This window comes from Vibrio sp. QJM3NY_21, assembly GCF_057785975.1.
Window position 1 is genome coordinate 2,096,110 of record NZ_CM173513.1, and the last position, 25,919, is coordinate 2,122,028.

The window sequence follows — 25,919 nt, forward strand, 5'->3', positions numbered from 1 at the left end:
TTGAAGAGCAGTCGATTTAAGACCAACCTCTTTAAGATCAGCACCTTGAATAAAGAAAGCACTTCAGCAAGATAACCTCTATCTTTTGCTGTCATCCTACTTAAGTAACGTCTTTGGCGATCTAGACATAGAATTCCACGTAGGAATCTATGCAAAAAAGCGCCTCACCCCTTTTACTCGTTTACACGTAAAGGGAGGTATTTCTATGCCTACTATATTAGCCAACAATCTCTCATTCCAACTCGATACTGGTGAGTGGTTATTCAAAGACATCACCTTTAGTTTGAGCAGTCGCCTGACAGGCTTAGTCGGAAGAAATGGCGCTGGAAAGTCATTACTACTTTCGTTACTGGTCGGGAAAACACAACCCACATCAGGCAGTGTTTCCAAACAAGGCTCGATCGGCTTTTACTCTCAGTTGCCATCAAACCTGTTGGATAGCGCAATCAGCATTGCTGACTTCTTGGGGATCACCGAAAAGTTAGACGCATTACACGCCATAGAGCAAGGGAGTTGCGAACTTCGGCACTTCAATATCGTTGGTGATGATTGGGATTTACAAGCGAACACCAAGCAACTTTTAGCCACATTGAAAATAACCAGTGGGTTGACCACACCGTGCTATACATTGAGTGGTGGGCAACTCGCCCTGCTACAGCTTCATCAGCTGTTCGTATCAAATAACGACATACTGATCCTCGATGAGCCTTCAAACCATTTGGATAGCGACGGACGTAATTGGTTACTAGAACAGTACCAGTTGTTTGAAGGCAAAGTGCTTGTCGTCAGTCACGATCGAAGCTTATTGAGACACATGGACGGGATCTATCACCTCAACAGTTTGTGCGTACGTTTCTATAAAGGAAATTATGATGATTACTTCAAACAAGTGTCTAGCCAAAGCGAAGCGCTAGACAAACAGATTGCGCATCATCAGTCCGAAAAGAAACGACTCGAGCGTCAAGCTCAAACCAACAAGGAAAAGGCGCAGCAGCGAGAATCTCAGGGAAACCGACTCCGAAAATCGGGTAGCCAACCCAAGATATTATTGGATGCAATGAAAGATAAAGCAGGGCGAACCCAAGGTGCATCAGCAACAAGCCACAAGAACTTAAAGGATCAAAACCAACATAAACTTCAATCTCTTAAAGAACAACAAGAACAACTGAAGCCACAAGCGTTATACCTACAACAAGCGAATGGTTCTAAAAAACACTCACTATTAACCGTTGAAGAGTGTCGCCTAAGTTTTGGTTCTGGTGCTCCTATTAGCTTCTCGCTATCACAAGGGGAACGATGTTATCTAACCGGGGCTAATGGGTGCGGAAAATCGACACTATTAAAAGCCATTCATGGCCAACACTCGAACTATACCGGTTCCATCAAGCGCTTAGGGGCGACGGTATACTTGGATCAACACTTTGGCCTGTTAGACACCAACGACACCATGTTCGATAGCCTGATGACACACAGCTTTGGGTTAGCAGAAAGTGACGCACGAACCTTGCTCGCTGGAATTGGGTTCAGGCGAGACTCCGTATACCGAAAAGTGGCACATTTAAGTGGTGGTGAAAAAATGAAATTGGCGATGTTGATCGTTAGCCACAAGCAAGACAGCCCGCTTCTATTGCTCGATGAACCGGACAACCACCTAGACATCGACTCAAAGCAAATACTGGCGTCCGCTTTACGTGAATACCAAGGCGCGTTTATCTTGGTGAGTCATGACAGCGACTTTGTTGAGGAGGTCGGCGTCAGCCAAAACCATATACAGCTTTAACCTTCGTAAATTCGTTCACTTAGTTTAGTTAAACGAGCATCGTTCCGGTGCTCGCCTTTCTTGATTGAGACAAGTAAACTACGCGCCTCGAACATCTATTCATAAGGCTAAGGTTTGCATACTCTAGAACAATTAAAATCAGGGCAACTCAAAGGTATTAAGCGCTTAAAACTGTCAGAAGGTCTCACTGAGTTTCCATTAGAGATCTTAGAACTCGCTGATTCTCTTGAGATTCTAGACCTATCAGGTAATCAACTGTCAGATTTACCTGAAGAGTTATCGCAACTGACCAACCTGCGTATTATGTTCGCGTCGAATAACCTGTTTACGCACCTTCCTGATGTTCTCGGTATCCTTCCTAAGCTTGAAATGGTTGGCTTCAAAACGAACCAAATCAAAACCGTTAGCGAGCAATCTTTGCCAGCTCAATTACGTTGGTTGATCCTGACAGACAATGCGATCGAGGTTCTCCCTCACTCTTTAGGTAAAAGACCACGACTTCAAAAGCTCGCATTGGCGGGTAACAAGCTTCGCGTTTTACCAGAAAGCATGGAAAACTTATCAAACCTTGAGCTAGTTCGCCTATCTGCAAACCAACTGACTGAATTCCCAGAGCTCCTTATCAAGCTACCAAAACTGGCTTGGTTAGCGTTTGCGGGTAACCCGTTTTGCAAACACCCAAGCAGCTTAGATAGCGTGCCAGCCGTGAGCTCGCGATGCTACTCACTCAATCAAGTGCTGGGCCAAGGTGCATCTGGCGTGATTTCTCATGCTAACTGGTTAAACAGTGACTTTGATTTCCCACAAGAAGTGGCCGTTAAAGTATTCAAAGGCGAAGTCACCAGTGATGGCTACCCACACGATGAGCTAGAAGCTTGTTTGCAGACTGGCTACCATGGCAATTTAGTGAAATCTATTGCCCAAGTTGATGAAGATGACTATTTGGCTTTGGTCATGGAGCTTATCCCAAGCAGCTATTACAACCTAGGTTTGCCCCCTACTCTTGAAAGCTGTACTCGCGATACGTTCAACGAAGGCTTTGAGCTTTCAATTGCTCAGATCAATAGCATTACCGAGCAGATGATTGATGTGTTTGAACACCTTCATCAAAACAAAGTTTGTCACGGTGATTTGTACGCACACAACACCTTGGTCAATGAACAAGGTCAGATGATCTTTGGTGACTTCGGAGCTGCAACTATCTACGGTTACCTGACTGGAGAGCAGCAACAAGGCATTCGTCGAATTGAAGCACGTGCATTAAAGTACTTTATTGATGACCTACTAACCGTATGCGCAAAGCAAGATCAAGACAGCGAGCTTTATACTCGATTGGCGAACTTCGAAGCTTAATAGCTTAAACTACTCAGTCGAATTGAAAACAACAAAGCCAACATCACTGTTGGCTTTTTCATATGTTCATAAAACGAATCATCGCTAAACGTTTAGCGTTCAACTTGAACCAGCTTCAAGTACGAATGCAGCTCACCGTTCTTATACTCTACCGCAGAATGAATCTTAAGATCAGCACGAGCCACAACAGCAAACTGGTAGCGGTTGTCACCCTTCAGAATCTCGACGTGTAACAAACCGTCTGCTAACTGCCACTGCCCTGTTGTTTCAAATCGATCGAACAAACGGTATTCAGTTAGAGAACCGTCAGCATTAAAGTGCACTTCAGTGATATAGCCGCCGGGGCAACTCTTCACCCACACTCGACTCTCGATATCACTGACAGTAAAGTCACGCTTTGTATCACGCCACGCTAGAAAGCCTGCACTATCATAAAGATCAATGTCGAGATCAATTCGAGAAATTAACGGCAGCTCAGTTTGCTCACGACAATAAAGTTGAAGCAAAATTTGCTGAACTGTTCCGTTCAGTAATTCACTCATTGTGACTTCCCTTTCTTATTGCTCAGCAATTAAAGGCTGTAGTGATCAACAAATTTCATTTAAAGCGGGTTACACAAACTCGTAAGAAACCACATACAGCTGAGAGATACCCGGATAGATATCTTGAATCACGTCTTTGAGTACTTGCAGCGTCATGTTCTCTTGCTGAGCATGGAATTCACCTAAGTCATCAAACAGGATTGGTTCAACACTGATGATCTTAAGGTTACAGAACACACGGCCTTGCTCTAGCGTCGATACTTCCACAACGCTACCTGGCTGGTAGTCGCGTTCAGATTCATCGCGAATAGTAATGGTCTTTTTGCCAGAAAGGATGTCAGTTTCAAAACGTTCGAAGAACGTCATAGTGGTAGGTGCGGTCATTTATCTCGGTCGCTTAACATTAGAGGTTATATAGATGTTTATATACCAGAATGCCTGTTCAAGCGAATAAAAATTAGATGCGAGATGCGAGATGCGAGATGCGAGATGCGAGATGCGAGAGAATATGGCAAAGACAAATTGCAGGCAATAAAAAAGGAGAACCGAAGTTCTCCTTTTCTTAAACCTTTAAGCTAACTCTAAATTATAGAGATGCTTTCGCTTTTTCAACTAGAACAGCAAATGCTGCTTTGTCGAATACTGCGATGTCAGCAAGAATCTTACGGTCGATCTCGATAGATGCTTTCTTAAGGCCATTGATGAAACGGCTGTAAGATAGACCATTTTGACGAGATGCCGCATTGATACGTGCAATCCAAAGTTGACGGAATTGACGTTTCTTGTTGCGACGGTCACGGTAAGCGTATTGACCAGCTTTGGTAACTGCTTGGAAAGCTACGCGGTAAACACGTGAACGTGCTCCGTAGTAACCTTTAGCTTGTTTTAGAACTTTCTTATGACGTGCACGAGCTTGTACACCACGTTTTACGCGAGGCATTATGCTTCTCCTAAACTAAACGAATTTATAAACTAAAAAGAATTAAGCGTATGGCATCATACGTAGAACTGCAGCCACTTCACATTTTGGAAGGATTGAGTTCGGACGAAGCTGACGCTTGTTCTTAGTAGTACGCTTAGTCAGGATGTGACGTTTACCAGCGTGCTTAAACTTAATACCACCAGCAGTTTTCTGGAAACGCTTAGCAGCACCTTTGTTGGTTTTCATCTTAGGCATGATGAATAACTCCGCATTGTTGAGTTGTTAATAACATAGTAATTAGGGCGAATAAAACCCTACAGCCTATGGCTGCAAGGTTTAATTACTTGTAAAGCCGTTAATTACTTCTTTTTAGGGGCCAACACCATGATCATCTGGCGACCTTCAATTCTCGTTGGGAAAGATTCGACAACTGCAAATTCTTCAGTATCGATTTTCAAACGATTAAGAACGTCAACACCGATTTCTTGGTGAGCCATTTCGCGGCCACGGAAGCGAATTGTTACCTTCACTTTGTTGCCGTCTTCAAGGAAACCAGTCAGGTTGCGTAGTTTTACCTGATAGTCTCCAATATCAGTTCCAGGTCGGAATTTAATTTCCTTGATCTGAACCTGCTTTTGCTTTTTCTTCTGCTCTTTCGCAGCTTTGCTCTTCTCGAAGAGGAACTTACCGTAGTCCATCACACGACAAACTGGCGGCTCGGCGTTAGGGCTGATCTCTACGAGATCCATACCAGCTTCATTTGCAGCTTCCATCGCTTCAGCGATTGTTACTACACCAACAGCTTCGCCGTCTGCGCCAGTTAGACGCACTTCACGAACGCCACGAATGTCACCGTTTAAACGGTGCTGGTTTTGTTTGGCCGGTTGTTGGCCACGTCTTCCGCCTTTAATAGCTATTCCTCCAGATTGAGCTTACGGTTTGAAACCTCGGCTTGGATGTATGAAATAAAGTCATCCACTTTAAATTTACCAAGGTCCTTACCTTTACGTGTACGTACTGCAATTTCGCCGGCTTCCATTTCTTGGTCACCACACACAAGCATGAACGGTACACGTTTCAAAGTATGTTCGCGGATTTTAAAGCCAATCTTCTCATTTCTCAAGTCTGCTTTGACTCTAAATCCACTTTTTTGCAGTTTTTTCGCAATTTCTTGTACATATTCAGACTGTTTGTCTGTAATGCCCATAACAATTGCTTGTTCTGGCGCCAACCACGTTGGGAAGAAGCCAGCGTATTCTTCAATAAGAATACCGATGAAGCGTTCTAGTGAACCTAAAATCGCGCGGTGAATCATAACTGGCGTGTGACGCTCGTTATCTTCACCTACGTAAGTTGCACCTAAACGTTCTGGTAATGCAAAATCGAGCTGCACTGTACCACATTGCCATGCGCGGTCCAAACAATCATGCAAAGTAAATTCAATCTTAGGTCCGTAGAACGCACCCTCGCCTTCTTGAATCTCGTATGCAATCTCCATAGCCTCAAGCGCTTGCTTAAGATCGGCCTCTGCACGGTCCCACATTTCGTCTGAACCTACACGCTGTTCCGGACGAGTAGATAGCTTAACAACAATGCTATCGAAGCCGAAAGTTGTGTAAGTATCGTAAACCATTTCGATACAAGCTTTAACTTCTTGCTGAACTTGGTCTTCAGTACAGAATACGTGAGCATCATCTTGAGTGAAGCCACGAACACGCATAATGCCGTGAAGTGCGCCAGACGGCTCGTTACGGTGACATGAGCCGAACTCAGCCATACGTAGCGGAAGATCACGGTAAGATTTCAAACCTTGGTTGAAGATTTGAACGTGACCAGGACAGTTCATTGGCTTAATCGCGTATTCACGGTTCTCTGAAGAAGTCGTGAACATCGCTTCAGCGTACTTATCCCAGTGACCAGAACGTTCCCAAAGAACACGGTCCATCATTAATGGGCCTTTAACTTCTTGGTAATCGTACTCAGTCAGCTTCTGACGAATAAATACTTCTAGCTCACGGAAGATAGTCCAACCATTGTGATGCCAGAACACCATGCCTGGTGCTTCTTGCTGCATGTGGAATAGATCTAAGTGCTTACCGATTTTACGGTGATCACGCTTAGCCGCTTCTTCTAGGCGCACTAGGTGAGCCTTAAGCGCTTTCTTGTCGTGGAATGCAGTACCGTAGATACGTTGAAGCATCTTGTTGTCACTGTTACCACGCCAGTAAGCACCCGCTACGTTAAGTAACGTGAAGTGTTGGCAGAAGCCCATATGTGGAACGTGTGGACCACGACACATATCGATGTATTCTTCATGATGGTACAGGCCTGGACGATCGTCTTTAGAAACGTTCTCATCCAAGATTTCGATTTTGTAAGTCTCGCCGCGAGCTTCGAATGCGTCACGCGCTTCCTGCCAGCTAACTTTCTTCTTAACAACCTGATACTTGGTCTTCGCTAGCTCTTTCATACGCTTTTCAATCTTTTCTAGATCTTCTTGCGTTAGAGAGTGCTCAAGGTCGATATCGTAGTAGAAACCGTTATCGATGGTAGGACCGATCGCCATTTTCGCTTCTGGAAAAAGCTGCTTAATCGCGTGACCTAAAAGGTGAGCACAAGAGTGACGAACGATCTCAAGGCCATCAACTTCATCTTTAGCTGTGATGATTTCTAGGCTTGCATCGTTTTCGATAAGATCACAAGCATCAACACGCTCGCCGTCTACACGACCAGCAATGGTTGCTTTCGCAAGACCAGGGCCGATTGATAGGGCAACATCTAGAGTTGATACAGGGTTGTCAAATTGACGCTGACTACCGTCAGGAAGAGTAATAATTGGCATTATTTGTCCTTTACAGTGGTGTTGCACACCAAGCAACACATGAAAATGTTTAATATATGTTTTTCAACCAACAAGTATGTTGATCGGAGATATATGCATAATAAAGATACCCACATAGAAGCAAATACAGATGCCCCATTTGTGAGTAGCCGAACATTGTAACGAAATTATATGAAATGACAATGACAGAGAGAATCTGCCCGCTCTCCAACCACTTCGTTTGATAAGGTTTTATCATAATAGCGGTAACTTCCCTGCCCCTCCGAACCCTCTTTCCAATCGAGCAGTATCAACCCTACTAATTCTCCTACCTCCTGTAAGGTCGCTCTTCCAACTTATCTCTTACAAACGAGTTATTTAGAACTAAGCTATATAGAAGCAACGGATTGCGGATGAGGTGCATATGGGAAAACAGGCTACTTTTATATCGCTCATACCACCTTTATCGTTAATAGTAGCCACAGCTATGTATGCTCCCGCGACATGGGCCAACAAAGATTACGGCCCGCTAATCAGTTATACCCAAGCACCATTACAGTCCGTTCGTCTTACTCCAACGCTCCGCTCTGGCTTTCCGCTCGAAGAAAACAAGCTTGAAGTGTTTGCTTCTTTAACCGCCGCGAGTATATGGGCTAACTCCCACGACTATCATTTAGACTATTATCAGAATCAACTTCAAACAGGATTGAAATGGCAACTAACGACTGCATGGCAAGTCGAGCTCAATTACCGTTGGCTATATGCCGCCAATAATCACCTTGATAAGGTCATCATCAATTACCACGATCTATTTGGCATCGACCAAGCAGGGCGGGAACGTAAAGACAGACACCAATTTGATGTTTACGCGCCAAGCCATGGCATCAATATCAGTGACTTCTCTGGCGACACGCTGACAAGTGCTTTCACACTCTACACTCAATACCAAATCATAGACCTTGAAAACCACGGACTATCTTTTGGTGTCTCCCTTTATCACAACAACGTCAACCACGGTGCATTTAAGGGAAACAGCACCGAACAAAGCGCTCAACTCAACTATGCATACCAACTCGACATCAATACCTTCTATACAAGCTTAGGGTTGGCCAATCAGTCTAATCGAGAGGTGAAAAATAGTTTTACACATAAGAAAGCAACATGGTCATGGATGGGAGGATATCAACTCACGCTATTTGAAAACCATGAGTTGCACCTTGAGTATCGTTGGTATGAAGGCGCCGAAGACGGCGACACTGAGTTTTCAGAAGCCGCAAATGAAATAATGCTTGGATATCGCTATCTCATGCAACGTTCAGCGATCGAGATATCCATTATCGAAAACATCTTCAACATGGACAACTCCACCGACGTTGCCTTCCAATTGGCTTATCGTCATCAGTGGTAAGTCCATTTAAGGTCGAGATAGTAGAATTAAAAAAGCCGAACGGTTAAGTTCGGCTATAGAAATCGTACTGTCTTGTCTCTATTAATAGAAAGAGCATCTACTAACAGAGAGAGCAACTACGCACTCATGATTCTTGATACAGCGTTGCGAATGTCTGAATCGGCCGCGTTAGCTGGCAAGCTGAATGAGATGTATTGGTCGCCACGAAAGCTCATTGAGCGGTCGATTTCTGCTAGGCAGTGAACCATTGAACCTTCAACGATGAATGACAGCTCGATCTCTTTGTTATTCATAAAGCCGCCGCTGCGAAATTCAATCTCTTGGTAACAGCCAGAGCGAGAAGTAAAGCTGTTGCCTTTCAAGAAGCCCTTCTCTACATCTGCTTTCACCATTGCCATACCCGATGCTTCCACGCCTTGGATGATTTCAGCAACTGTTGGCAGTGGGTGTACGGAGATAAAGTCACGGTCTTTAGGGTCAATCGCGAAGCCTATATCTAGGTTGGTTTCAACCCACACATGGCATTGGTTCATTTGTGCGTTCAACGCGGTGACTGGCGTTTCATCATTTAACTTAAGACGGAATGGCACCAGTTTGGTTTCGCCCGGTTGGATAACGAAAGGTTCTACGGCTTGAATGCGACCCAGTGAAAAGGTTTCGTAGCTGGTGCTGTCTTCCGTTTCTACTTTTACTTCTGTGTTGAGAACCAAGTTGATCAGGTCGATTTGTTGCTCAACGTCGCCACCAACAATGTGAACATTGCCAGACAACTCTCCACCTTGGAAAACTTCAATATTATCTAAGACAGTATCAACCTTTGCTGCACCGATGCCCAACGAGGCCTTTAATTTCTTAAACATATTATTTCCCTTTCTAATTATCTGATTTACGAATAGTTATTGCGTGACAATTTGCGACACTTGCCTCACAGAATCAAGCAATTTGCCCCATCTATGTTGAATAAGGTCACATTGCCCGAGGAAATGTTGAAATCGTGAATAAATCCGTTACTCTATTTGTATAGTCAAATAAGGTTTCATTATGTCGAAAGCACCGCTCTACCTTCAGATAAAACAGTTCATAGATGACAAGATCAGCAGTGGTCATTGGCCGGTGGGTTACCAAATCACCACAGAACTCGAACTTACCGAGCAGTTCAATGTGAGTCGAATGACGGTCAATAAAGCCATTCGAGATCTGGTGTCTGAAGGCAAGCTCATCAGGAAACCAAGACTGGGGACTTTTGTTTGTGAACCCGACGAAAAAGCGCAATCTCCGTTGCTTGATATCAACAACATAGCGCAAGAGATCAAAGACCGAGGCCAAACGTATACTAACCAAGTTATCAAGCACGATAGTATCAAGGCTGATGAAAGCACGGCTACACGGTTAGGTGTGATGATTAACGCAGAAGTGTTCTATAGTGAAATCATACACTTTGCGGACAACGCACCGATACAACTGGAAGCACGCTGGGTGAATTCTCAAGCCGCCCCAAAATACCTAGAGCAAGACTTTTCAACCTCTACGCCCAACGAATACCTTTCAAAAAACTGCCCGTTGAGTGCTATCGAGCATACGGTTGAAGCCATTATTCCTGACTCTCAAATCAGAACGTCACTAAAGCTATCTGAATCAGAGCCTTGCCTACTTTTGAATAGAAGAACATGGAGTAAAGAGCGCCTCATCAGCTTTGCATTGCTCTACCATCCTGGTTCTAAGTACAAATTAAGCTCCAAGATACTTCTAAATTAAAGAACATCATCCTGATCGCCGATCACATTTTTGCAACATCGACTTGATTCGGGTCAGCGTTTAGCCTATTTATTTGTATATACATTTAATGTTTAGCAAAGATCTAGGTGATTATGAATTTGATCCTCAAAAATGCACGAGTGGTTTCCATGAGCTCGGGAGTCGACGGTTATCAGCCCTCTTCCCCTCAAGATATCGTTATCGAAAGCGGTAAAATCGTGTCCATCTCTTGTTCAAACCAAGGCGCACTTGCTTCTGAGTTAGAACAAGTACGTGTTGATGGTTCTTTGGATTACGTCACCTATGACTGCAAGAACAAGCTAGTGACACCCGGATTAATTGATTGCCACACTCACCTCGTATTTTCGGGTAATCGTGCCAATGAATTTGAGCAGCGTTTGAATGGTGTGTCTTACACCGACATCGCCAAGCAAGGCGGCGGCATTCTAGCGACAGTCACTGCAACACGCGCAGCGCAAGAGTCTGAGCTGGTTGAAATGGCATTACCGAGACTTGATGGCCTACTAAGAAGTGGCGTAACCAGCATCGAAGTAAAATCTGGCTATGGTTTAACACTTGATGATGAACTCAAAATGTTACGCGCAGCCAAAGCTTTAGAGAATCATCGCCGAATTAAGATCACCACTACTCTCCTTGCAGCGCATGCTGTGCCACCCGAATACAAAGAGCAACCGGACAGCTATATCGATCTGGTTTGCCAAGAGATCATTCCTAAAGCTGCAGAGCAAGGGCTCGCCGATGCAGTTGACGTGTTTTGCGAATCTATCGGCTTCAACCTAGAACAAACCGAACGTGTATTTGCAGCAGCCAAAGCACATGGCCTCGCGATTAAAGGCCACACTGAACAACTTTCGAATATGGGTGGCAGCGCGCTTGCAGCTAAATACGGCGCACTCTCTGTTGACCATGTTGAATACCTTGATGAAACCGGAGTAAAAGCACTGGCAGAATCAGGCACAGTTGCCACCTTGCTACCCGGTGCTTTCTACTTCCTGAAAGAGACTCAACAGCCTCCTATTGCTTTACTTCGTGAACACAACATTCCAATGGCAATAGCGACCGACTTAAACCCCGGCACCTCCCCTTTTGCAGACTTAACGCTGATGATGAACATGAGCTGCACCCTGTTTGGTACGACGCCTGAAGAAGCGCTACGCGGTGTTACTTGTAACGCGGCGGCTGCCATTGGCGACTCACAAACCAAAGGCAAAGTCGAAGTAGGTTATGCCGCTGATTTAGCTATCTGGAATATCGATCACCCTGCCGACTTAAGCTATCAAGTCGGTGTTCCTCATCTGCATAAACGTATTGTTAATGGCGAGGTGTGTCATGACTCAATCTAAGTCTAACGGCATTCAAAAGAACGCAACAGCCGAACATGATTTTATATGGACGGGACGCAATGATCTTGAAGATGGCGCACTCGGCACACGCGTTCATCACATTACCAGACAAGTAAAAAGTTGTGATTTAAGTAACGAACTTACTGATAACTCTATCGCTTTGGTCGGCTTTGCCAGCGACGCCGGTGTTGCAAGAAACAAAGGACGCGTAGGTGCGAAACAAGCACCCAACCTGATTCGCCAAGCTCTGGCTAATATGGCTTGGCACAGTGACGCCCACATCGCGGATCTTGGTGATATCGAGTGCAATGATGGTCAATTAGAAGTCAGCCAAAAACAGTGTGCATCTGTGATTGCCAATGCCTTATCAAAAAACAAAGTGATTACCCTCGGCGGTGGTCACGAAGTGGCTTGGGCATCTTTCCAAGGCCTCGCTGAGCATTTACATAAAGCGGAACGCCTCCAAAAAGATCAGCCAGAACAGAAACCTAAGATCGGCATCGTTAACTTTGATGCTCACTTTGATCTTCGAGAATTCGAAAGCGACATTGCTGATGTTAAACCCAGTTCAGGTACGCCTTTTAATCAGATCAGCGATTACTGCCACAAACATCAGTGGCCGTTTCATTACGCTTGTCTTGGTGTAAGTGCTGCCAGCAATACCAAAGCGCTGTTTAATAAAGCTGACCAACTGGGCGTTTGGTATGAACACGACCGCAACATGATCCAAGTAAACCAAGCCGCTCAACTGGTTAAGTTGCAAAAATTCATCGCTGAGTGTGATTACCTCTATCTCACTATCGATCTAGACGTATTCCCAGCGGCGACTGCGCCGGGCGTCAGTGCACCAGCGGCAAGAGGCGTGAGCTATGAAGCACTCGCTCCTTTTCTAGAACAGATTTTCCAACACAGTGAAAAACTCATTATCGCGGACATTGCGGAATACAACCCAGACTACGACGTCGATAGCCAAACGGCTCGATTGGCGGCACGTTTGTGTTGGGATATAGCCAGTGCAATGGCCAGCGACTAATCCAGCTATACCGATAACTACAACTACAACGATATAACGTGAAACAGAAGGAATTCCAAAATGACGGAACACCACAACAGTGACCCTCGTCTCGACACGACTCGCGAAATTCGCGCACCTCATGGCACCACTTTGCGCGCTAAATCTTGGTTAACAGAAGCACCACTGCGTATGCTGATGAACAACCTAGACCCTGATGTGGCAGAACACCCACATGCACTGGTTGTGTATGGTGGTATCGGTCGCGCGGCGCGTGATTGGAAATGTTATGACAAGATTGTTGAAGTATTAGAGCGTTTAGAAGACGACCAAACGTTACTTGTTCAATCAGGTAAACCTGTGGGCGTGTTCCCGACTCATAAAAACGCACCTCGCGTATTGATCGCGAATTCTAACCTTGTTCCACACTGGGCGAACTGGGAGCACTTCAACGAGCTCGATAAAGAAGGCTTAATGATGTACGGCCAAATGACAGCAGGCAGCTGGATTTACATTGGCTCACAAGGCATCGTTCAAGGTACTTATGAAACGTTTGTTGCTATCGCGAAAAAGCACTTCCAAGGCGAAGCAAACGGCAAATGGGTTCTTACTGGTGGCCTCGGCGGTATGGGTGGTGCTCAACCTCTCGCAGCGACTATGGCTGGCTTCTCGATGATTGCGGTTGAATGTGATGAATCACGAATCGATTACCGCTTGCGTACAGGCTATGTCGACAAAAAAGCCACCAGCATAGATGAAGCGATGGCAATGATTAAAGAATCAGACACACCAATCTCTGTTGGCCTACTCGGTAACGCAGCAGACGTATTCCCAGAGCTTGTTGAACGCAATATCACGCCTGACGTAGTGACTGACCAAACCTCTGCCCACGATCCGCTGAACGGCTACTTGCCGCAAGGTTGGACGATGGAGAAAGCAGCACAAGAACGTTTAATTGATGAAGCGAAAGTAGTGAAAGCCGCAAAACAATCGATGGCGATTCAAGTTCAAGCTATGTTAGCTCTTCAGTACCGTGGTGCTGCGACTGTAGATTACGGTAATAACATTCGCCAAATGGCATTGGAAGAAGGTGTGGAGAATGCATTTGATTTCCCAGGTTTCGTTCCCGCATATATACGACCTTTATTTTGTGAAGGCGTCGGTCCGTTCCGTTGGGCTGCCCTTTCTGGCGACCCAGAAGACATCTACAAAACAGACCAAAAAGTAAAAGAACTGATTCCAGACAACCCACATTTGCACAACTGGTTAGATATGGCGCGTGAACGCATTCAGTTCCAAGGCTTACCAGCGCGTATCTGTTGGGTTGGCTTGAAAGATCGTGAACGTTTAGGCCAAGCATTCAATGAAATGGTTAAAAATGGCGAACTGAAAGCACCAGTTGTTATCGGTCGTGACCACCTAGATTCAGGTTCAGTGGCAAGCCCGAACCGTGAAACAGAAGGCATGATGGATGGCTCAGATGCCGTTTCAGATTGGCCTCTATTGAACGCTCTGCTGAATACTGCAGGCGGCGCAACATGGGTTTCTCTCCACCATGGTGGCGGCGTTGGCATGGGCTTCTCACAACACTCAGGTATGGTGATTTGTTGTGACGGCAGTGAAGATGCATCACAGCGTATTGCTCGTGTACTTCACAATGATCCGGCAACTGGCGTTATGCGTCATGCTGATGCGGGTTACGATATTGCCAAGCAGTGTGCTAAAGAGCAGAAGCTTGATTTACCTATGCTAAACGAAGAACTTCGTCGCCTTTAATGTCTGGAGAATACATGTTGAATTTATTACTTAAACCAGGACTTCTTGGCCTACCTGAACTGCGTAAGATTAGCCGTAGCCCTGTAAATTTATCACTCGACCCTGCTGCAATCCCTGATATTGAAGCGAGCATGCACGTTGTCGAACAAGTGATCGCTGAAGATCGCACTGTGTATGGCATCAATACAGGTTTTGGCTTATTAGCGAATACCAAAATCGCCCCAGAAGATTTAGAAGTACTACAGAAAAGTATCGTGCTTTCTCACGCGGCGGGCATCGGCAAGTTCATGTCTGATGAAACTGTGCGTTTGATGATGGTGTTAAAGATTAACAGCTTGTCTCGTGGTTACTCGGGTATTGGCCTGAAAGTGATTAACGCTCTTATCGATCTAGTGAACGCGCAGGTTTACCCATGTGTTCCTCAAAAAGGCTCGGTTGGTGCATCAGGAGATCTCGCTCCCCTAGCCCACATGAGTACAGTACTGCTAGGTGAAGGCCAAGCACGCCACAACGGTAAAATCATCACAGGCTTAGAAGCTATGCAGATCGCAGGCTTAGAGCCTATTACGCTAGCTCCTAAAGAAGGCTTAGCGCTGTTAAACGGCACACAAGCATCGACAGCATTTGCATTAGAAGGTCTGTTCGCAGCTGAAGACTTGTTTGCGTCTGCAACCGTGTGTGGTGCAATGTCTGTTGAAGCCGCGCTGGGTAGCCGTCGTCCGTTTGATCCGCGTATTCATCGCGTTCGTGGTCACCGTGGGCAAATGGATGCAGCCCTTGCTTACCGCCATATGCTTGATCAAAAGAGTGAGATTGGTGAATCACACACTTGTTGTGAAAAGGTTCAAGACCCTTATTCGCTGCGTTGCCAGCCTCAAGTGATGGGGGCGTGTTTACAGCAGATTCGTAATTCAGCAGAAACCTTAAACATTGAAGCAAATGCCGTATCCGACAACCCACTTGTTTTTGCTGAAGACGGTGACATCATTTCAGGTGGTAACTTCCACGCCGAACCCGTCGCAATGGCAGCCGATAACCTTGCATTGGCAATCGCCGAGATAGGTAGCTTGTCAGAACGAAGAATGGCACTGTTAATCGATAGCGCGCTAAGCAAACTTCCACCTTTCTTGGTAGATAACGGCGGCGTGAACTCAGGATTTATGATTGCTCAGGTAACGTCTGCAGCATTGGCGAGTGAGAACAAAACACTGGCTCATCCAGCGTCAATAGATAGCCTACCAACTTCTGCAAACCAAGAAGACCACGTATCGATGGCAACCTTCGCAGCACGCAGGCTTAGATACATGGCCGAAAATACACGAGGGATTTTGGCCGTAGAATATTTAGCTGCAGCACAAGGGTTAGACTTCCGAGCGCCAAACCTTTCGTCTCCTCGCGTAGAAGAGGCGAAACAAATTCTGCGTGAGAAGGTCAGCTTCTACGACAAAGATCGCTACTTCTCACCTGATATTGAACAAGCGAACCTGTTACTTAAGTTGTCCGTTCATAACCATCTAATGCCAGAAGGCACTCTGTGTAGTTTTTAAAGCAAAAACACTCTAAACAACACCTCTTAAAGTGTTGTATAAACAAGGGCTATTGATTAGCCCTTGTTGCATGGAGTCAAAGACCATACCCTCTTAAAAATCGTCACATACCATCCAACGTATTTATCTAATTGGCTGATATATATACAAAGTTAACTGGATAGACCATTAGATCGAAGTTAGTTAGCTATAATCCACGCCAGATTTGATGACTAATAGCGATACTATGTTTCTGACACCTTACTTTTCTACTGAAGACAATCAATTTCAATTCACTCGTGAACAGGCTAGCCACTTTGCTAAAAAAGTAGCAGCTGACTTCAACCCAATTCACGATGAAGACAATAAGCGCTTCTGCGTGCCTGGCGATCTTTTGTTTGCAGTACTCCTGCAAAAAGAAGGCATCAGCCAAAAAATGCGTTTTGATTTTTCAGGTATGGTGGGTAACGGTATTGCGCTAAGCGTTGACAACAAGTGTGAGAAAGAAAGCTCACTGGTTGACGAGAAAGGCAAAGAGTACCTACACATGTCTTGTGAAGGTGAAAAGAGCCACGATCAAGCGTTCATTGAGCACGTAGTAACAAACTACGTTAAGTTCTCTGGTATGAACTTCCCACATATCATGGTTCCTCTTATGGAAGAGCAACAGATGATGATCAACTGCCAACGCCCTCTTGTGATTTACGAGAGCATGGTAGTTGAATTTACTCGCCTAGACCTATCTCACCCAGAAGTTGAATTCTCTGGTGCGACTTTTGATGTTGAAGGCAAGCGTGGCATCGTGACACTGAACTTTGATTTCAAAGAAGACGGCGAAGTTGTCGGTAAAGGCGTGAAACGCATGGTAGCAAGTGGCCTTAAGCCATACGACCAAGCTTCTGTAGACGACCTAGTAAACCGCTTCAACGAGCGTAAAGAGATGTTTCTAGCTCAGTTCGCAGCTGCCGCTTAATCAGCATCCTTATTTACACATCTCGATGTAAATAAGCTCTAGAACAAGATCAATAAAGCCCAGCTTGATATCCTCAAGCTGGGCTTTTTTAGTACGATCCCTGACTACACGAAGACACTCAAGTCAATACTAAATCCAGCGCCTAACCTTTTGTTTGTAATCAACATATTCCGCACCGAACAATTGCTCTAGAGCGCGCTCTTCTGGCTTAATTTGGAACTGAGTCATGTAAATCACGAATACAAAGCTAAGCAAAACACTGAATAGGTTTTGGAAGAAGTAACCGAAGCAAAACAGTAGGATGAATAGACCTAGATACATTGGGTTTCGCGTGTAGCCAAAGATACCGCTGTCCACGACTGACGAGGCGGTTTCGACTTTGATCGGATTAACAGTGGTTTTCTGTTTTCGAAACTCCCATATGCCTGATATTCCAATAACGCCACTCAATACAATCCCGATACCGAGCACAACCATTCCATAAGGCAGTGCCAATGCTCCTTGGCTCAACTGCTGAGCGCAGAAGTATGATGCTACGAATACAATAATGAACAGTGCAACGGGTGGTACTTTTAATTCTAGAAATTTCATACTTTTCCTTATTAACATTCCTTTGTTAGTTTAGAAAAAAGCCCAGCAATTGCTGGGCTAAATGTATTAAAGAATTTTTGCTAGCGCCTGTAATGGGTGAGCAAGCTTCTCACCTTCAAAACGCTTCACTTGGCTACGGCAAGAATAACCTGTCACCAAACAACGATCTTTTGGTAAGTCCTGCATTCGAGGCTTCCAGCTTAAACCGTATATGTCTTTCGACATTTGCAGCTTATCGACCTCGTGACCGAAAGTACCCGCCATACCACAACAGCCGACAGGAACGCTGGTTAACGCAGCGCCAAAATGTTTAAAGATAGCGCCCCACTCTTTTTCAGCGTTCGGCATTTTGGTTTTCTCAGTACAGTGAGCGAACAAGTACCACATATCTTCACTTGCTGAGCGCGCTTCGAACTCACCTAACGATGGCATTAACCATTCATGCACGGTGAGCACATCAAAGTCGCCACGCTTGTCACCTAAGATCTCGACGTATTCATCGCGATAACAAAGTACCAGTGCAGGATCAACACCCACCAAAGGAATGCCGATATCCGCCACCATCGACAAAAAATCCGATGTGGATTTCGCTTCACGCGCAAAGCGACTTAAGAAGCCTTTAATGTGCAGCGCTTTTCCATTTGGCTTAAACGGCAGCAGTACCGGTGTTTTGCCAAGCTTTTGAGCCAGAGTAACGAAGTCTTCAACTACCTCTGCATCATAAAAGCTAGTAAACGGGTCTTGAACGATAAGTACATGCTGTTTCTTCTGCTCAGAAGAGAGCCCTTCTAGGTACTGTAAATCGAAGAGTTGCAGCTCTTTGCTCGCCAGACGATTTTTTAGCGTAGGCACCGACATCAGTGGTGCATCAACATAACCGACCGTTTTAGCCGTTGCGGTTTGTATCCACTTTTGACCCAATGCTGCGTTCACGACTTTCGGCGCTTTCGCCATCAGCGGCAGCATGGTTTCAATGTTGGCAACTAAATAGTCTTTTGCTGGGCGCTGATAACGCGAGTAATAGATGTTCAAGAATCGGGAACGGAAGCTCGGCACATCGACTTTAATAGGACACTGGCTCGCACACGCTTTACATGCAAGACAACCGTTCATCGCTTCGTGAACTTCATGCGAGAAATCGTACTCATGGCGTTTGTTCATCGTGTTACGAACACGCTCAACCATGGTTTTAACCGGAGTATTGTCCTTCAGCGCTTCCTGCTCTAAATCGAGAATATCGACGCCTTGTTCCGTTAACTGACGCAACCACTCTCTTACCAAACCTGCGCGGCCTTTTGGTGAATGACGACGGTCAGCCGTGACTTTCATCGAAGGACACATTGGCGAGCTCGTATCGTAGTTGAAGCACAAGCCGTTACCGTTACATTCCATAGCTTGTTTGAAGCTATCACGAACTTGTACGTCGATCTGACGGTCGTAGAAGCCACGCTTGGTATCGGTGACTTTCACCAACTCAGCATCGCTTTCTAATGGCGTACAGATCTTTCCTGGGTTCATCTTGTTGTGCGGGTCGAACGCTGCTTTAACCCGTCTTAATTCGGTAAACAGTTCCTCACCAAAGAAGTCAGGGCCATACTCAGAGCGGAAGCCTTTTCCGTGTTCTCCCCACATCAAGCCGCCGTATTTCGCCACCAGCTTAACCACTTCATCAGAGACTTCGTGCATTAATGCTTCTTGCATCGGATCACACAGATCAAGTGCTGGACGAACATGCAGTACGCCCGCATCCACGTGACCAAACATGCCGTAGTTCAACTCTTTTGAATCGAGTAAGACTCTAAATTCAGAGATGAAGTCGGCCAAGTTTTCCGGTGGTACACAGGTATCTTCAGCAAAAGCGACTGGCTTAGCTCGGCCTTTCGCCGCACCCAATAAACCTACCGCTTTCTTACGCATGTTGTAGATTCGGCCAATGCTCGCTAAGTCACTGCATACTTGGAAGCCAATCACACCAGCTTCTTCGGTTTCAAGCATGCTTTCAAGTTGTGCCGTCAGTGCTTGAACTTGTTGTTCAACTTCCGCTTCATCTTGGCCTGCAAACTCAACCATGTTGATGCCAAGCATCTCTTTATTGGGAACATCCATAAGCAGGTCGCTCACAGTGTGCCAAACGATGTCTTGCTTCGCTAGGTTCAATACTCTTGAATCAACCGTCTCAACAGACAGCGCTTTCGCTTCTACCATGAACGGCGCATTACGCAGCGCAGAATCGAACGTGTTGTATTTCACGTTGACCAGCGTTCGCGCTTTGGGAATCGGCGTTAGGTTGAGCTTAGCTTCCGTAATGAAGGCTAATGAGCCCTCGGCACCACATAGGACGCGAGTCAGATCAAAGGTGTCATCTTGTTCGTTGATTGCGTTCTTTAGGTCGTAACCTGTTAAGAAGCGGTTCAGCGGTGGGAATTTATTAAGAATTTGAGCGCGCTTGTCTCGACAAACGGCTTCAGTAACCGCAAGGGCATGGTGAGCAAACTCACCCTCAACTGGCAAGCCGTGTGATAAATCAGACTCTAGACACGAACCATCCGCGAACACCGCTTGCAATGACAATACATGATCTGACGTTTTTCCGTACTTCAACGACCCTTGGCCCGAAGCATCGGTATTGATCATGCCACCTAAGGTTGCTCGGTTACTGGTAGAAAGGTCTGGAGAGAAAAAGTAACCGTAGGGACGTACCGCATCATTCAATTGGTCTTTAACGACGCCAGACTGAACTCTTACCCAGCCCTCTTTCTCGTTAATCTCAAGAACTTTATTCATGTGTCGTGAAAGGTCAACCACGACACCTTTTGTTAAAGATTGTCCGTTGGTTCCGGTACCGCCGCCACGAGGGGAAAAGGTCACGCGTTCGTAAGCGGATTTAGCACCCAACTGACCGAGCAACACAACGTCTTGAGTTGTTTTAGGAAGGATGACCGCCTGCGGCAATTGCTGATAGACACTGTTATCAGTCGCCACAGCCAAACGGCTAGAATATTGAGATTCAATGTCGCCAGTAAAGCCCGCTGTTTTTAGTTCATCTAAAAAGCGTACGACTACTGGATCGACATCAGCATTAAGTTGAAGTCTTGGTAACATTTGCTTCCTGCCCCTACTTCGCTGATCCTATCAGCATTGGGTTATCTGAGATTTTTAATAATTTTCTTTGAATTTCGTCACTTTACTACTATTAAGATCATATAAAAAGGTGATCAAATCAGAATCTCAGTGCAAGAATGGAGAATATAGTCACTTTCGTCTTAATTCAGTCCAATATACTGAATAACATTTTGTTTAAGACATCTCCATGAGCACATCACAATGAAAAAAAACAAAACAGTCACAACTGAAGATATTCTTCTTAAGCTATGCCAATCAGTCTCAAGCGTACTCACTTCAGCGACGGCTTCTCAGGTGTCCTATTCAGCTATGGTTCAAAAGATCAACAAGACAAGTCTGAAGCCAGACTTTGGTTGTTTCGTCTTATTTGACGGTGGCTTTTCTGGTCTTGTTGTCATCAATTTTACGTCTAAAGCCGCGCTAGAGATCTATACCAATTACATGCGTAACATGGGCATGCCAGAAGATGAGCTGGCAGTACTTCACACGTCTGACGAAGTGGGCGATGTTTTGGGTGAGTTAATGAACCAGTTAGTTGGTGATTTCACCAATAAGATCCGTAAAGAACTGCAAACCAACATCACACAGAACCAACCGAAAATGCTGGCATTGAACAAGCAAGTAAACCTTTCTGTTGATACTAACCTAGATCGTCCACAAGCTCGCCGAGTGACCTTCTCGACTGCAAACAACAACATCTTCTATCTAGAGCTTGCAATGGATAAGACAGAATTCATCCAATTAGAAGAATTTGAGATCGCTGAAGACGAATGTCCAGACAGTATTCTTGAGGCTACTCAGAAAAAAATGCAGGAAGCGAATAAGCCCGCTCAAAGTTCAGGTAATGATTCGGCAGCCGATCTACTCGATGAACTTGGTATCTAGTTTGCTAATGCTCTAGTTAATCCGGAAAATCGTGTCACTAACGCCATCAATACGCTTGATGGCGTTTTTGTATGACCCAGAAGCCGCCTCTTCCATCCTTCATAATGGCTCACCGCGTAATAACAAATGACTTTTGACTTTGCTGTTACCTGCCAAAACATGTAAAATGTCGGACTTTTCAAAATTTGCGGTAATGATTAAGTAGTCGATGGATAAGAAAAAAGCCCTAAAGAAAATTGCCAAGTGCCTTGAGCTTGGAAATTCTGCGAACGTCAATGAAGCGGCCAATGCGATAAAAATGGCGCATAACTTGATGCTGAAATATGGTCTCGAGAAAGACGATATTGAATTTATCAAGATGGGGAAAACTCAGTCCAGTCATCTGTTACCTGCAAATATCAGCTCTACACTGCTGCGTGTTATTCGTGGTATTAACACCAAGTTTGGCGTAGAAGCCGTATTACTGAACCACAAAGGCCTTAAGCGTGTGGAGTTCATTGGTGAAGCTGATCGAGCAATCTTTGCTGCCTTTGCTTTCGATATTATTTATCGCGAATTGAACGAGCATACGGGTCAATTCAGAAACAGCTTTGCAGGATCTGGTACCGGAACTCTCGAAGTCACTCGTCGTGTGAACTCTTACGTCTCTGGTTGGGTAGAAGGTGCGCTTGAAAAGTTGCCAATCATTACCCCGGACGACGAGTCAAACAACAAAATCAATAACTACATTGATAAAGAATTTGAAAATATTGACCGTGAAACCTTCAAACAACAACTCAGAGAAGCGATGAAAAACCTCACCGCTGACTATGAAGTTGGCTTGAAGAAAGGTCGTAAGCTTTCGGTAAACCGCCCTGTTGGCGGAACTCAAGCAGCTAAAAAAATCACCAAATCGTAGAGCATGCCATTTAGCTAAATCATAATGCTTGCTCTTTACATTTTCTCAGCACATTGTTAAAACCATCAATAATACTTATAGGACTATATGTTTGTCATTCGCAATCCATGCGTTTGACAGAAGTACATGATGGAGAAATACGTTGAAAAAAATCACACTAGCCCTAGCGCTTACTGTCGCTCTAACGGGTTGTCAGGCAACTCAACGCCAAAATGCTACAACAGGCGAATCTGAGACGAACTCTGCAACTCAAGGCGCTCTAATTGGTGCAATCGCTGGTGCCGTTGCTGGTGCTGCTACTGGTGACGATTCTAAAGATCGCCGTAAACGTGCACTCATCGGTGCTGCTGGTGGCGCCGCCGTTGGTGGTGGTATCGGTTACTACTTCGACCAACAAGAAGCTGCACTTCGTGAAGAGCTCATGAACTCTGGTGTTCAAGTTGAACGCGTTGGTGAGAACCAGCTTCTACTTCGCCTAGAAAACGGCATTGGTTTTGGTTCTGGCTCTTACGCTTTAGAGTCTAGTATTCACAACACACTACGTGGTGTTGCTCGTATCTTAGTTGAATACCCAGACACTAGCCTAGTGATCGACGGTCACACTGACAGCACTGGCAGCGAGTCGTCTAACCAAATCCTTTCTGAGCGTCGTGCTGAATCTGTTCGTGCATTCTTGATCTCTCAAGACGTTGCTGCAGGTCGTGCCATTGCTCGTGGTAACGGTGAACGTTACCCTCTATGTGACAACAACACCTCTCAAGGTCGTGCTTGTAACCGTCGCGTAGAAATTCAAATCTTGCCGCTTAAGTAGCACGATTAAAGCCCAGTTACCTTTATCTATTGAATTAACCACTATATAGTTGCTTGTCATTCGTATCGCTTATTTTAAGCGTTACGACTTAACACTCAGGCACATAGCGTATTCATCCTGATACATCGGGACTGGGCTTTTTTACGAGACTTATCTTTTGCTTATCCTATCCAACTTTCTGTCATCGTCATTTCTTAGGCCTCTATTTCTAGCCCTCATCTTTTCCACGATACCGTTGTCCACTCCACATTTCGTTCACGCAGAAAGCAGTGATGAGTTTTCACTAAAGTCACAACCTCAAGAGTCACAACCTCAAGATCCAGTTTCTCAATACCAATTAGCTCAAGCTTATGAATCGGGTGTCGACGTCCCTTTGAGCACCAGCGATGCATTTTATTGGTACTCGCAATCAGCGGATAACGGCAATGCAAATGCGCAATTTAGGCTGGCTGAATTATATTTATCAGGGACAGGTGTAGAGCAAAGCAACAAGCTAGCTTTAGAATGGTTTATCAAATCAGCATTGCAAGGTAACAAACGCGCCTCAGTTGAGGTCGCAAAGATCTATGAGTCCTCGCTTGAGAAAGATCTACTCCAACCATTAGATGCAGCACAGCTATGGTATGAAGCGGCCCTAAAAGACAACCCTGATGCAGAAGATGGTTACAATCGCGTTCTGGAAGCACAATTTAACCAACAACGCGCCAAGCAGATCTCTTCGATTGAGCAGCTCAATGACAACGTCAGTGCAGAAGCCAATACGAATCAACCGAGCACCTTCCCTTCGGCACTAACTTCTAGAGACCAAGCAACACATTCTAACCTAACAAGCTCTGACTATATAAGTGGCGCAGTACTGGCCGTTTTAATTGCAATAGTGAGTATCAGCGCGACTCTGGTTATATCGCGAAAGCGACAGATCCTGAAGTCTGGTGAGTTAAATCAGCAACAACAGATATTTGAAGCGCAGCTTAGCGCGAAAGACTTCACCATCAAACAGCAAAAGCGCCAACTTCAGACTATCTATAACGAACTGAAGAAGCAGAAAAATAACAAGAGCTTGAACAATTTTCAGGTAGCCTGTGCGCTATTTGGCTACACGCCTAGCTCAATTCTGGACCAGAAAAGCATCAAGATACGATACAAACAATTATCAAAGATCTACCATCCAGATGGTCACGGATGTGACGAAGAAATGAAACGTTTGAACAATGCGCTAAAAACCATTTTACAAAATGTTACAAAACCGTAAACAACCACACATATTAAATTTGCAAGGTCGCAAAGATATCGATTTTATTAGTGTTGCAATCGATCCCCCTCTCAAAAACGGGTAACAAACTATTAACTAATGGGTCTTACTTGTGTCATAATTTGCGCCGAAAATACACCTGACTTAAACAGGTGAGGAGAGAATATGTTCACAGTAGAAGGCGTTTGTGATTGGTGCAAAAAGCCAAGCCTAGTTAAAAAGCACGACTACCTAGATGGTAAGTGTCATCATGCATGTAATGAGTGCAATGATATTGCAACCATTGATGTTCGCCAGTTCAATATTGGTGAAATGGAAATGAGAGCAAAACTCTCCCAAGCGACATTGAGATAAGCAACACCGTTGAAATATAAGAAAGCGCCTAAGGCGCTTTTTTTGTGTCTGTGGTTTTAGATTTTTTCTCTTCTCTTCTCTCTTCTCTCTTCTCTCTTCTCTCTTCTCTCTTCTATACAGGCGTATACAGTACTTTTCTATCAAAACCACTGTATACACCTGTATAAAGCTCACATTTTTTCAACTTATGAGACAAAACAGAAAATTCATTCGAATTTAATTTATTAAATAATTTCAATCACTTAACAACATCACACCTATAACTTCAAACAGAATCGTCCAATAATCCCGCAAAAAACGCTTGATCTTATAAGTAACTAAAACTACTGTATACACATACAGCATGTATATAAGGACAGCAAAATGATTCAAGCACACGTTAAAGCCCAACACTCTAGCCCGCTAGTTCACTGCGCATTTACATCAGTTTCTCGTAAAAGCAAAAATTCAAACGAGAAAGCGTTATTTGCAAGAATGGCGTTGCTGTCCAACCAACATCAGTGGCTACTGTTTACCGCTCAAACACCGAGACCATCCGCTAAGCAGCTAAAGCAACATAATGTTTGCTGCGACCGAGTTATTCATATGAAAGCCTCTCATCAGATGACTGAGGTAGAAACCGTCGAGAAAGCCATTCGCTCTAAGAATGCGAGTGCGATTGTGGCAAGTGCATCGATTGATCAATTCAGTCAGCAATACCTAAGAACACTAGGAATGCGCTTTCAGTGTGAAGTGTTCTTTATGGATGCGAATTCAGAGCGCATTCACTAAGC

General features: G+C 44.9%; 24 protein-coding genes. 15 read left to right on the top strand and 9 right to left on the bottom strand.

Annotation, left to right across the window (positions count from 1 at the left end):
• Positions 1 to 205: 205 nt before the first annotated feature.
• On the top strand, positions 206 to 1,780 hold the full coding sequence (locus tag AC3CID_RS09270; protein WP_488526443.1) for an ATP-binding cassette domain-containing protein: 1,575 nt from the start codon (positions 206 to 208) through the stop codon (positions 1,778 to 1,780).
• A 114-nt stretch (positions 1,781 to 1,894) separates the two neighbouring features.
• Complete coding sequence (locus AC3CID_RS09275; protein WP_488526444.1) at positions 1,895 to 3,133, top strand: leucine-rich repeat-containing protein kinase family protein; 1,239 nt, start codon at positions 1,895 to 1,897, stop codon at positions 3,131 to 3,133.
• Between the two features lie 92 nt (positions 3,134 to 3,225).
• Here AC3CID_RS09275 and AC3CID_RS09280 read toward each other — a convergent pair whose 3' ends face one another.
• The 6 genes from AC3CID_RS09280 to thrS all read right to left on the bottom strand — a co-directional run bounded on the left by AC3CID_RS09280 (position 3,226) and on the right by thrS (position 7,439).
• Positions 3,226 to 3,675 carry a hypothetical protein gene (locus tag AC3CID_RS09280; protein ID WP_488526445.1) on the bottom strand — a complete coding sequence of 150 codons (450 nt, stop codon included), beginning with the start codon at positions 3,673 to 3,675 and terminating at the stop codon, positions 3,226 to 3,228.
• 69 nt (positions 3,676 to 3,744) lie between these two features.
• Positions 3,745 to 4,059, bottom strand: a complete 315-nt coding sequence (gene yqfB, locus AC3CID_RS09285) for a N(4)-acetylcytidine aminohydrolase (protein WP_488526446.1) — start codon at positions 4,057 to 4,059, stop codon at positions 3,745 to 3,747.
• A 202-nt stretch (positions 4,060 to 4,261) separates the two neighbouring features.
• Complete coding sequence (gene rplT / locus AC3CID_RS09290; protein WP_004733517.1) at positions 4,262 to 4,615, bottom strand: 50S ribosomal protein L20; 354 nt, start codon at positions 4,613 to 4,615, stop codon at positions 4,262 to 4,264.
• A 42-nt stretch (positions 4,616 to 4,657) separates the two neighbouring features.
• On the bottom strand, positions 4,658 to 4,852 hold the full coding sequence (gene rpmI / locus AC3CID_RS09295) for a 50S ribosomal protein L35 (protein WP_004733518.1): 195 nt from the start codon (positions 4,850 to 4,852) through the stop codon (positions 4,658 to 4,660).
• A gap of 104 nt (positions 4,853 to 4,956) precedes the next feature.
• Positions 4,957 to 5,427, bottom strand: a complete 471-nt coding sequence (gene infC / locus AC3CID_RS09300) for a translation initiation factor IF-3 (RefSeq protein WP_004733519.1) — start codon at positions 5,425 to 5,427, stop codon at positions 4,957 to 4,959.
• A gap of 83 nt (positions 5,428 to 5,510) precedes the next feature.
• The gene (gene thrS / locus AC3CID_RS09305; protein ID WP_054547396.1) at positions 5,511 to 7,439 is read right to left on the bottom strand and encodes a threonine--tRNA ligase; all 1,929 of its coding nucleotides are present in this window, start codon (positions 7,437 to 7,439) and stop codon (positions 5,511 to 5,513) included.
• Between the two features lie 403 nt (positions 7,440 to 7,842).
• Between thrS and AC3CID_RS09310 the strand changes: the two genes are divergently transcribed.
• Positions 7,843 to 8,826, top strand: a complete 984-nt coding sequence (locus AC3CID_RS09310; RefSeq protein ID WP_488526447.1) for a DUF3187 family protein — start codon at positions 7,843 to 7,845, stop codon at positions 8,824 to 8,826.
• A 116-nt stretch (positions 8,827 to 8,942) separates the two neighbouring features.
• Here AC3CID_RS09310 and AC3CID_RS09315 read toward each other — a convergent pair whose 3' ends face one another.
• Positions 8,943 to 9,686, bottom strand: a complete 744-nt coding sequence (locus tag AC3CID_RS09315; protein ID WP_488526448.1) for a sporulation protein — start codon at positions 9,684 to 9,686, stop codon at positions 8,943 to 8,945.
• A gap of 181 nt (positions 9,687 to 9,867) precedes the next feature.
• On the opposite strand from AC3CID_RS09315, the gene hutC reads away from it, so the two are divergent.
• The 6 genes from hutC to AC3CID_RS09345 all read left to right on the top strand — a co-directional run bounded on the left by hutC (position 9,868) and on the right by AC3CID_RS09345 (position 17,232).
• Positions 9,868 to 10,581 carry a histidine utilization transcriptional repressor HutC gene (gene hutC / locus AC3CID_RS09320; protein ID WP_488526449.1) on the top strand — a complete coding sequence of 238 codons (714 nt, stop codon included), beginning with the start codon at positions 9,868 to 9,870 and terminating at the stop codon, positions 10,579 to 10,581.
• A 113-nt stretch (positions 10,582 to 10,694) separates the two neighbouring features.
• Complete coding sequence (gene hutI, locus AC3CID_RS09325; RefSeq protein ID WP_488526450.1) at positions 10,695 to 11,945, top strand: imidazolonepropionase; 1,251 nt, start codon at positions 10,695 to 10,697, stop codon at positions 11,943 to 11,945.
• On the top strand, positions 11,932 to 12,978 hold the full coding sequence (gene hutG / locus AC3CID_RS09330) for a formimidoylglutamase (protein ID WP_488526451.1): 1,047 nt from the start codon (positions 11,932 to 11,934) through the stop codon (positions 12,976 to 12,978). Before hutI ends, hutG begins: the two co-directional genes overlap by 14 nt.
• Positions 12,979 to 13,038: 60 nt before the next feature.
• Complete coding sequence (hutU, locus tag AC3CID_RS09335; protein WP_488526452.1) at positions 13,039 to 14,733, top strand: urocanate hydratase; 1,695 nt, start codon at positions 13,039 to 13,041, stop codon at positions 14,731 to 14,733.
• A 14-nt stretch (positions 14,734 to 14,747) separates the two neighbouring features.
• The gene (hutH, locus tag AC3CID_RS09340; protein WP_488526453.1) at positions 14,748 to 16,280 is read left to right on the top strand and encodes a histidine ammonia-lyase; all 1,533 of its coding nucleotides are present in this window, start codon (positions 14,748 to 14,750) and stop codon (positions 16,278 to 16,280) included.
• Positions 16,281 to 16,506: 226 nt separating this feature from the next.
• Entirely contained in the window at positions 16,507 to 17,232 is a 726-nt protein-coding gene (locus AC3CID_RS09345) for a DUF3581 domain-containing protein (RefSeq protein ID WP_488526454.1), read from the top strand.
• Between the two features lie 129 nt (positions 17,233 to 17,361).
• On the opposite strand, the gene AC3CID_RS09350 is transcribed toward AC3CID_RS09345, so the two are convergent.
• Both AC3CID_RS09350 and ydiJ read right to left on the bottom strand, forming a co-directional pair.
• Positions 17,362 to 17,823 carry a methyltransferase family protein gene (locus tag AC3CID_RS09350; protein ID WP_488526455.1) on the bottom strand — a complete coding sequence of 154 codons (462 nt, stop codon included), beginning with the start codon at positions 17,821 to 17,823 and terminating at the stop codon, positions 17,362 to 17,364.
• A 66-nt stretch (positions 17,824 to 17,889) separates the two neighbouring features.
• Positions 17,890 to 20,925: a D-2-hydroxyglutarate dehydrogenase YdiJ gene (gene ydiJ, locus AC3CID_RS09355; RefSeq protein ID WP_372244045.1), complete on the bottom strand. Its 3,036-nt coding sequence runs from the start codon at positions 20,923 to 20,925 to the stop codon at positions 17,890 to 17,892.
• Between the two features lie 222 nt (positions 20,926 to 21,147).
• On the opposite strand from ydiJ, the gene AC3CID_RS09360 reads away from it, so the two are divergent.
• The 6 genes from AC3CID_RS09360 to AC3CID_RS09385 all read left to right on the top strand — a co-directional run bounded on the left by AC3CID_RS09360 (position 21,148) and on the right by AC3CID_RS09385 (position 25,917).
• Positions 21,148 to 21,831: a DUF3334 family protein gene (locus AC3CID_RS09360; protein WP_004733423.1), complete on the top strand. Its 684-nt coding sequence runs from the start codon at positions 21,148 to 21,150 to the stop codon at positions 21,829 to 21,831.
• A 208-nt stretch (positions 21,832 to 22,039) separates the two neighbouring features.
• Positions 22,040 to 22,729 carry a DUF2786 domain-containing protein gene (locus tag AC3CID_RS09365; protein WP_004733422.1) on the top strand — a complete coding sequence of 230 codons (690 nt, stop codon included), beginning with the start codon at positions 22,040 to 22,042 and terminating at the stop codon, positions 22,727 to 22,729.
• A gap of 142 nt (positions 22,730 to 22,871) precedes the next feature.
• Positions 22,872 to 23,540 (top strand): YiaD family glycine zipper/OmpA-like lipoprotein, encoded by a 669-nt coding sequence (locus AC3CID_RS09370; protein ID WP_004733421.1) that lies wholly within the window; start codon positions 22,872 to 22,874, stop codon positions 23,538 to 23,540.
• Between the two features lie 157 nt (positions 23,541 to 23,697).
• The gene (locus tag AC3CID_RS09375) at positions 23,698 to 24,792 is read left to right on the top strand and encodes a tetratricopeptide repeat protein (protein WP_488526456.1); all 1,095 of its coding nucleotides are present in this window, start codon (positions 23,698 to 23,700) and stop codon (positions 24,790 to 24,792) included.
• A gap of 165 nt (positions 24,793 to 24,957) precedes the next feature.
• On the top strand, positions 24,958 to 25,146 hold the full coding sequence (locus AC3CID_RS09380) for a hypothetical protein (protein WP_479274225.1): 189 nt from the start codon (positions 24,958 to 24,960) through the stop codon (positions 25,144 to 25,146).
• A gap of 363 nt (positions 25,147 to 25,509) precedes the next feature.
• A complete protein-coding gene (locus AC3CID_RS09385) occupies positions 25,510 to 25,917 on the top strand; it encodes a SulA-like leucine-rich domain-containing protein (RefSeq protein WP_488526457.1) in 408 nt (135 codons plus the stop codon).
• The last annotated feature ends 2 nt before the right edge of the window (positions 25,918 to 25,919 follow it).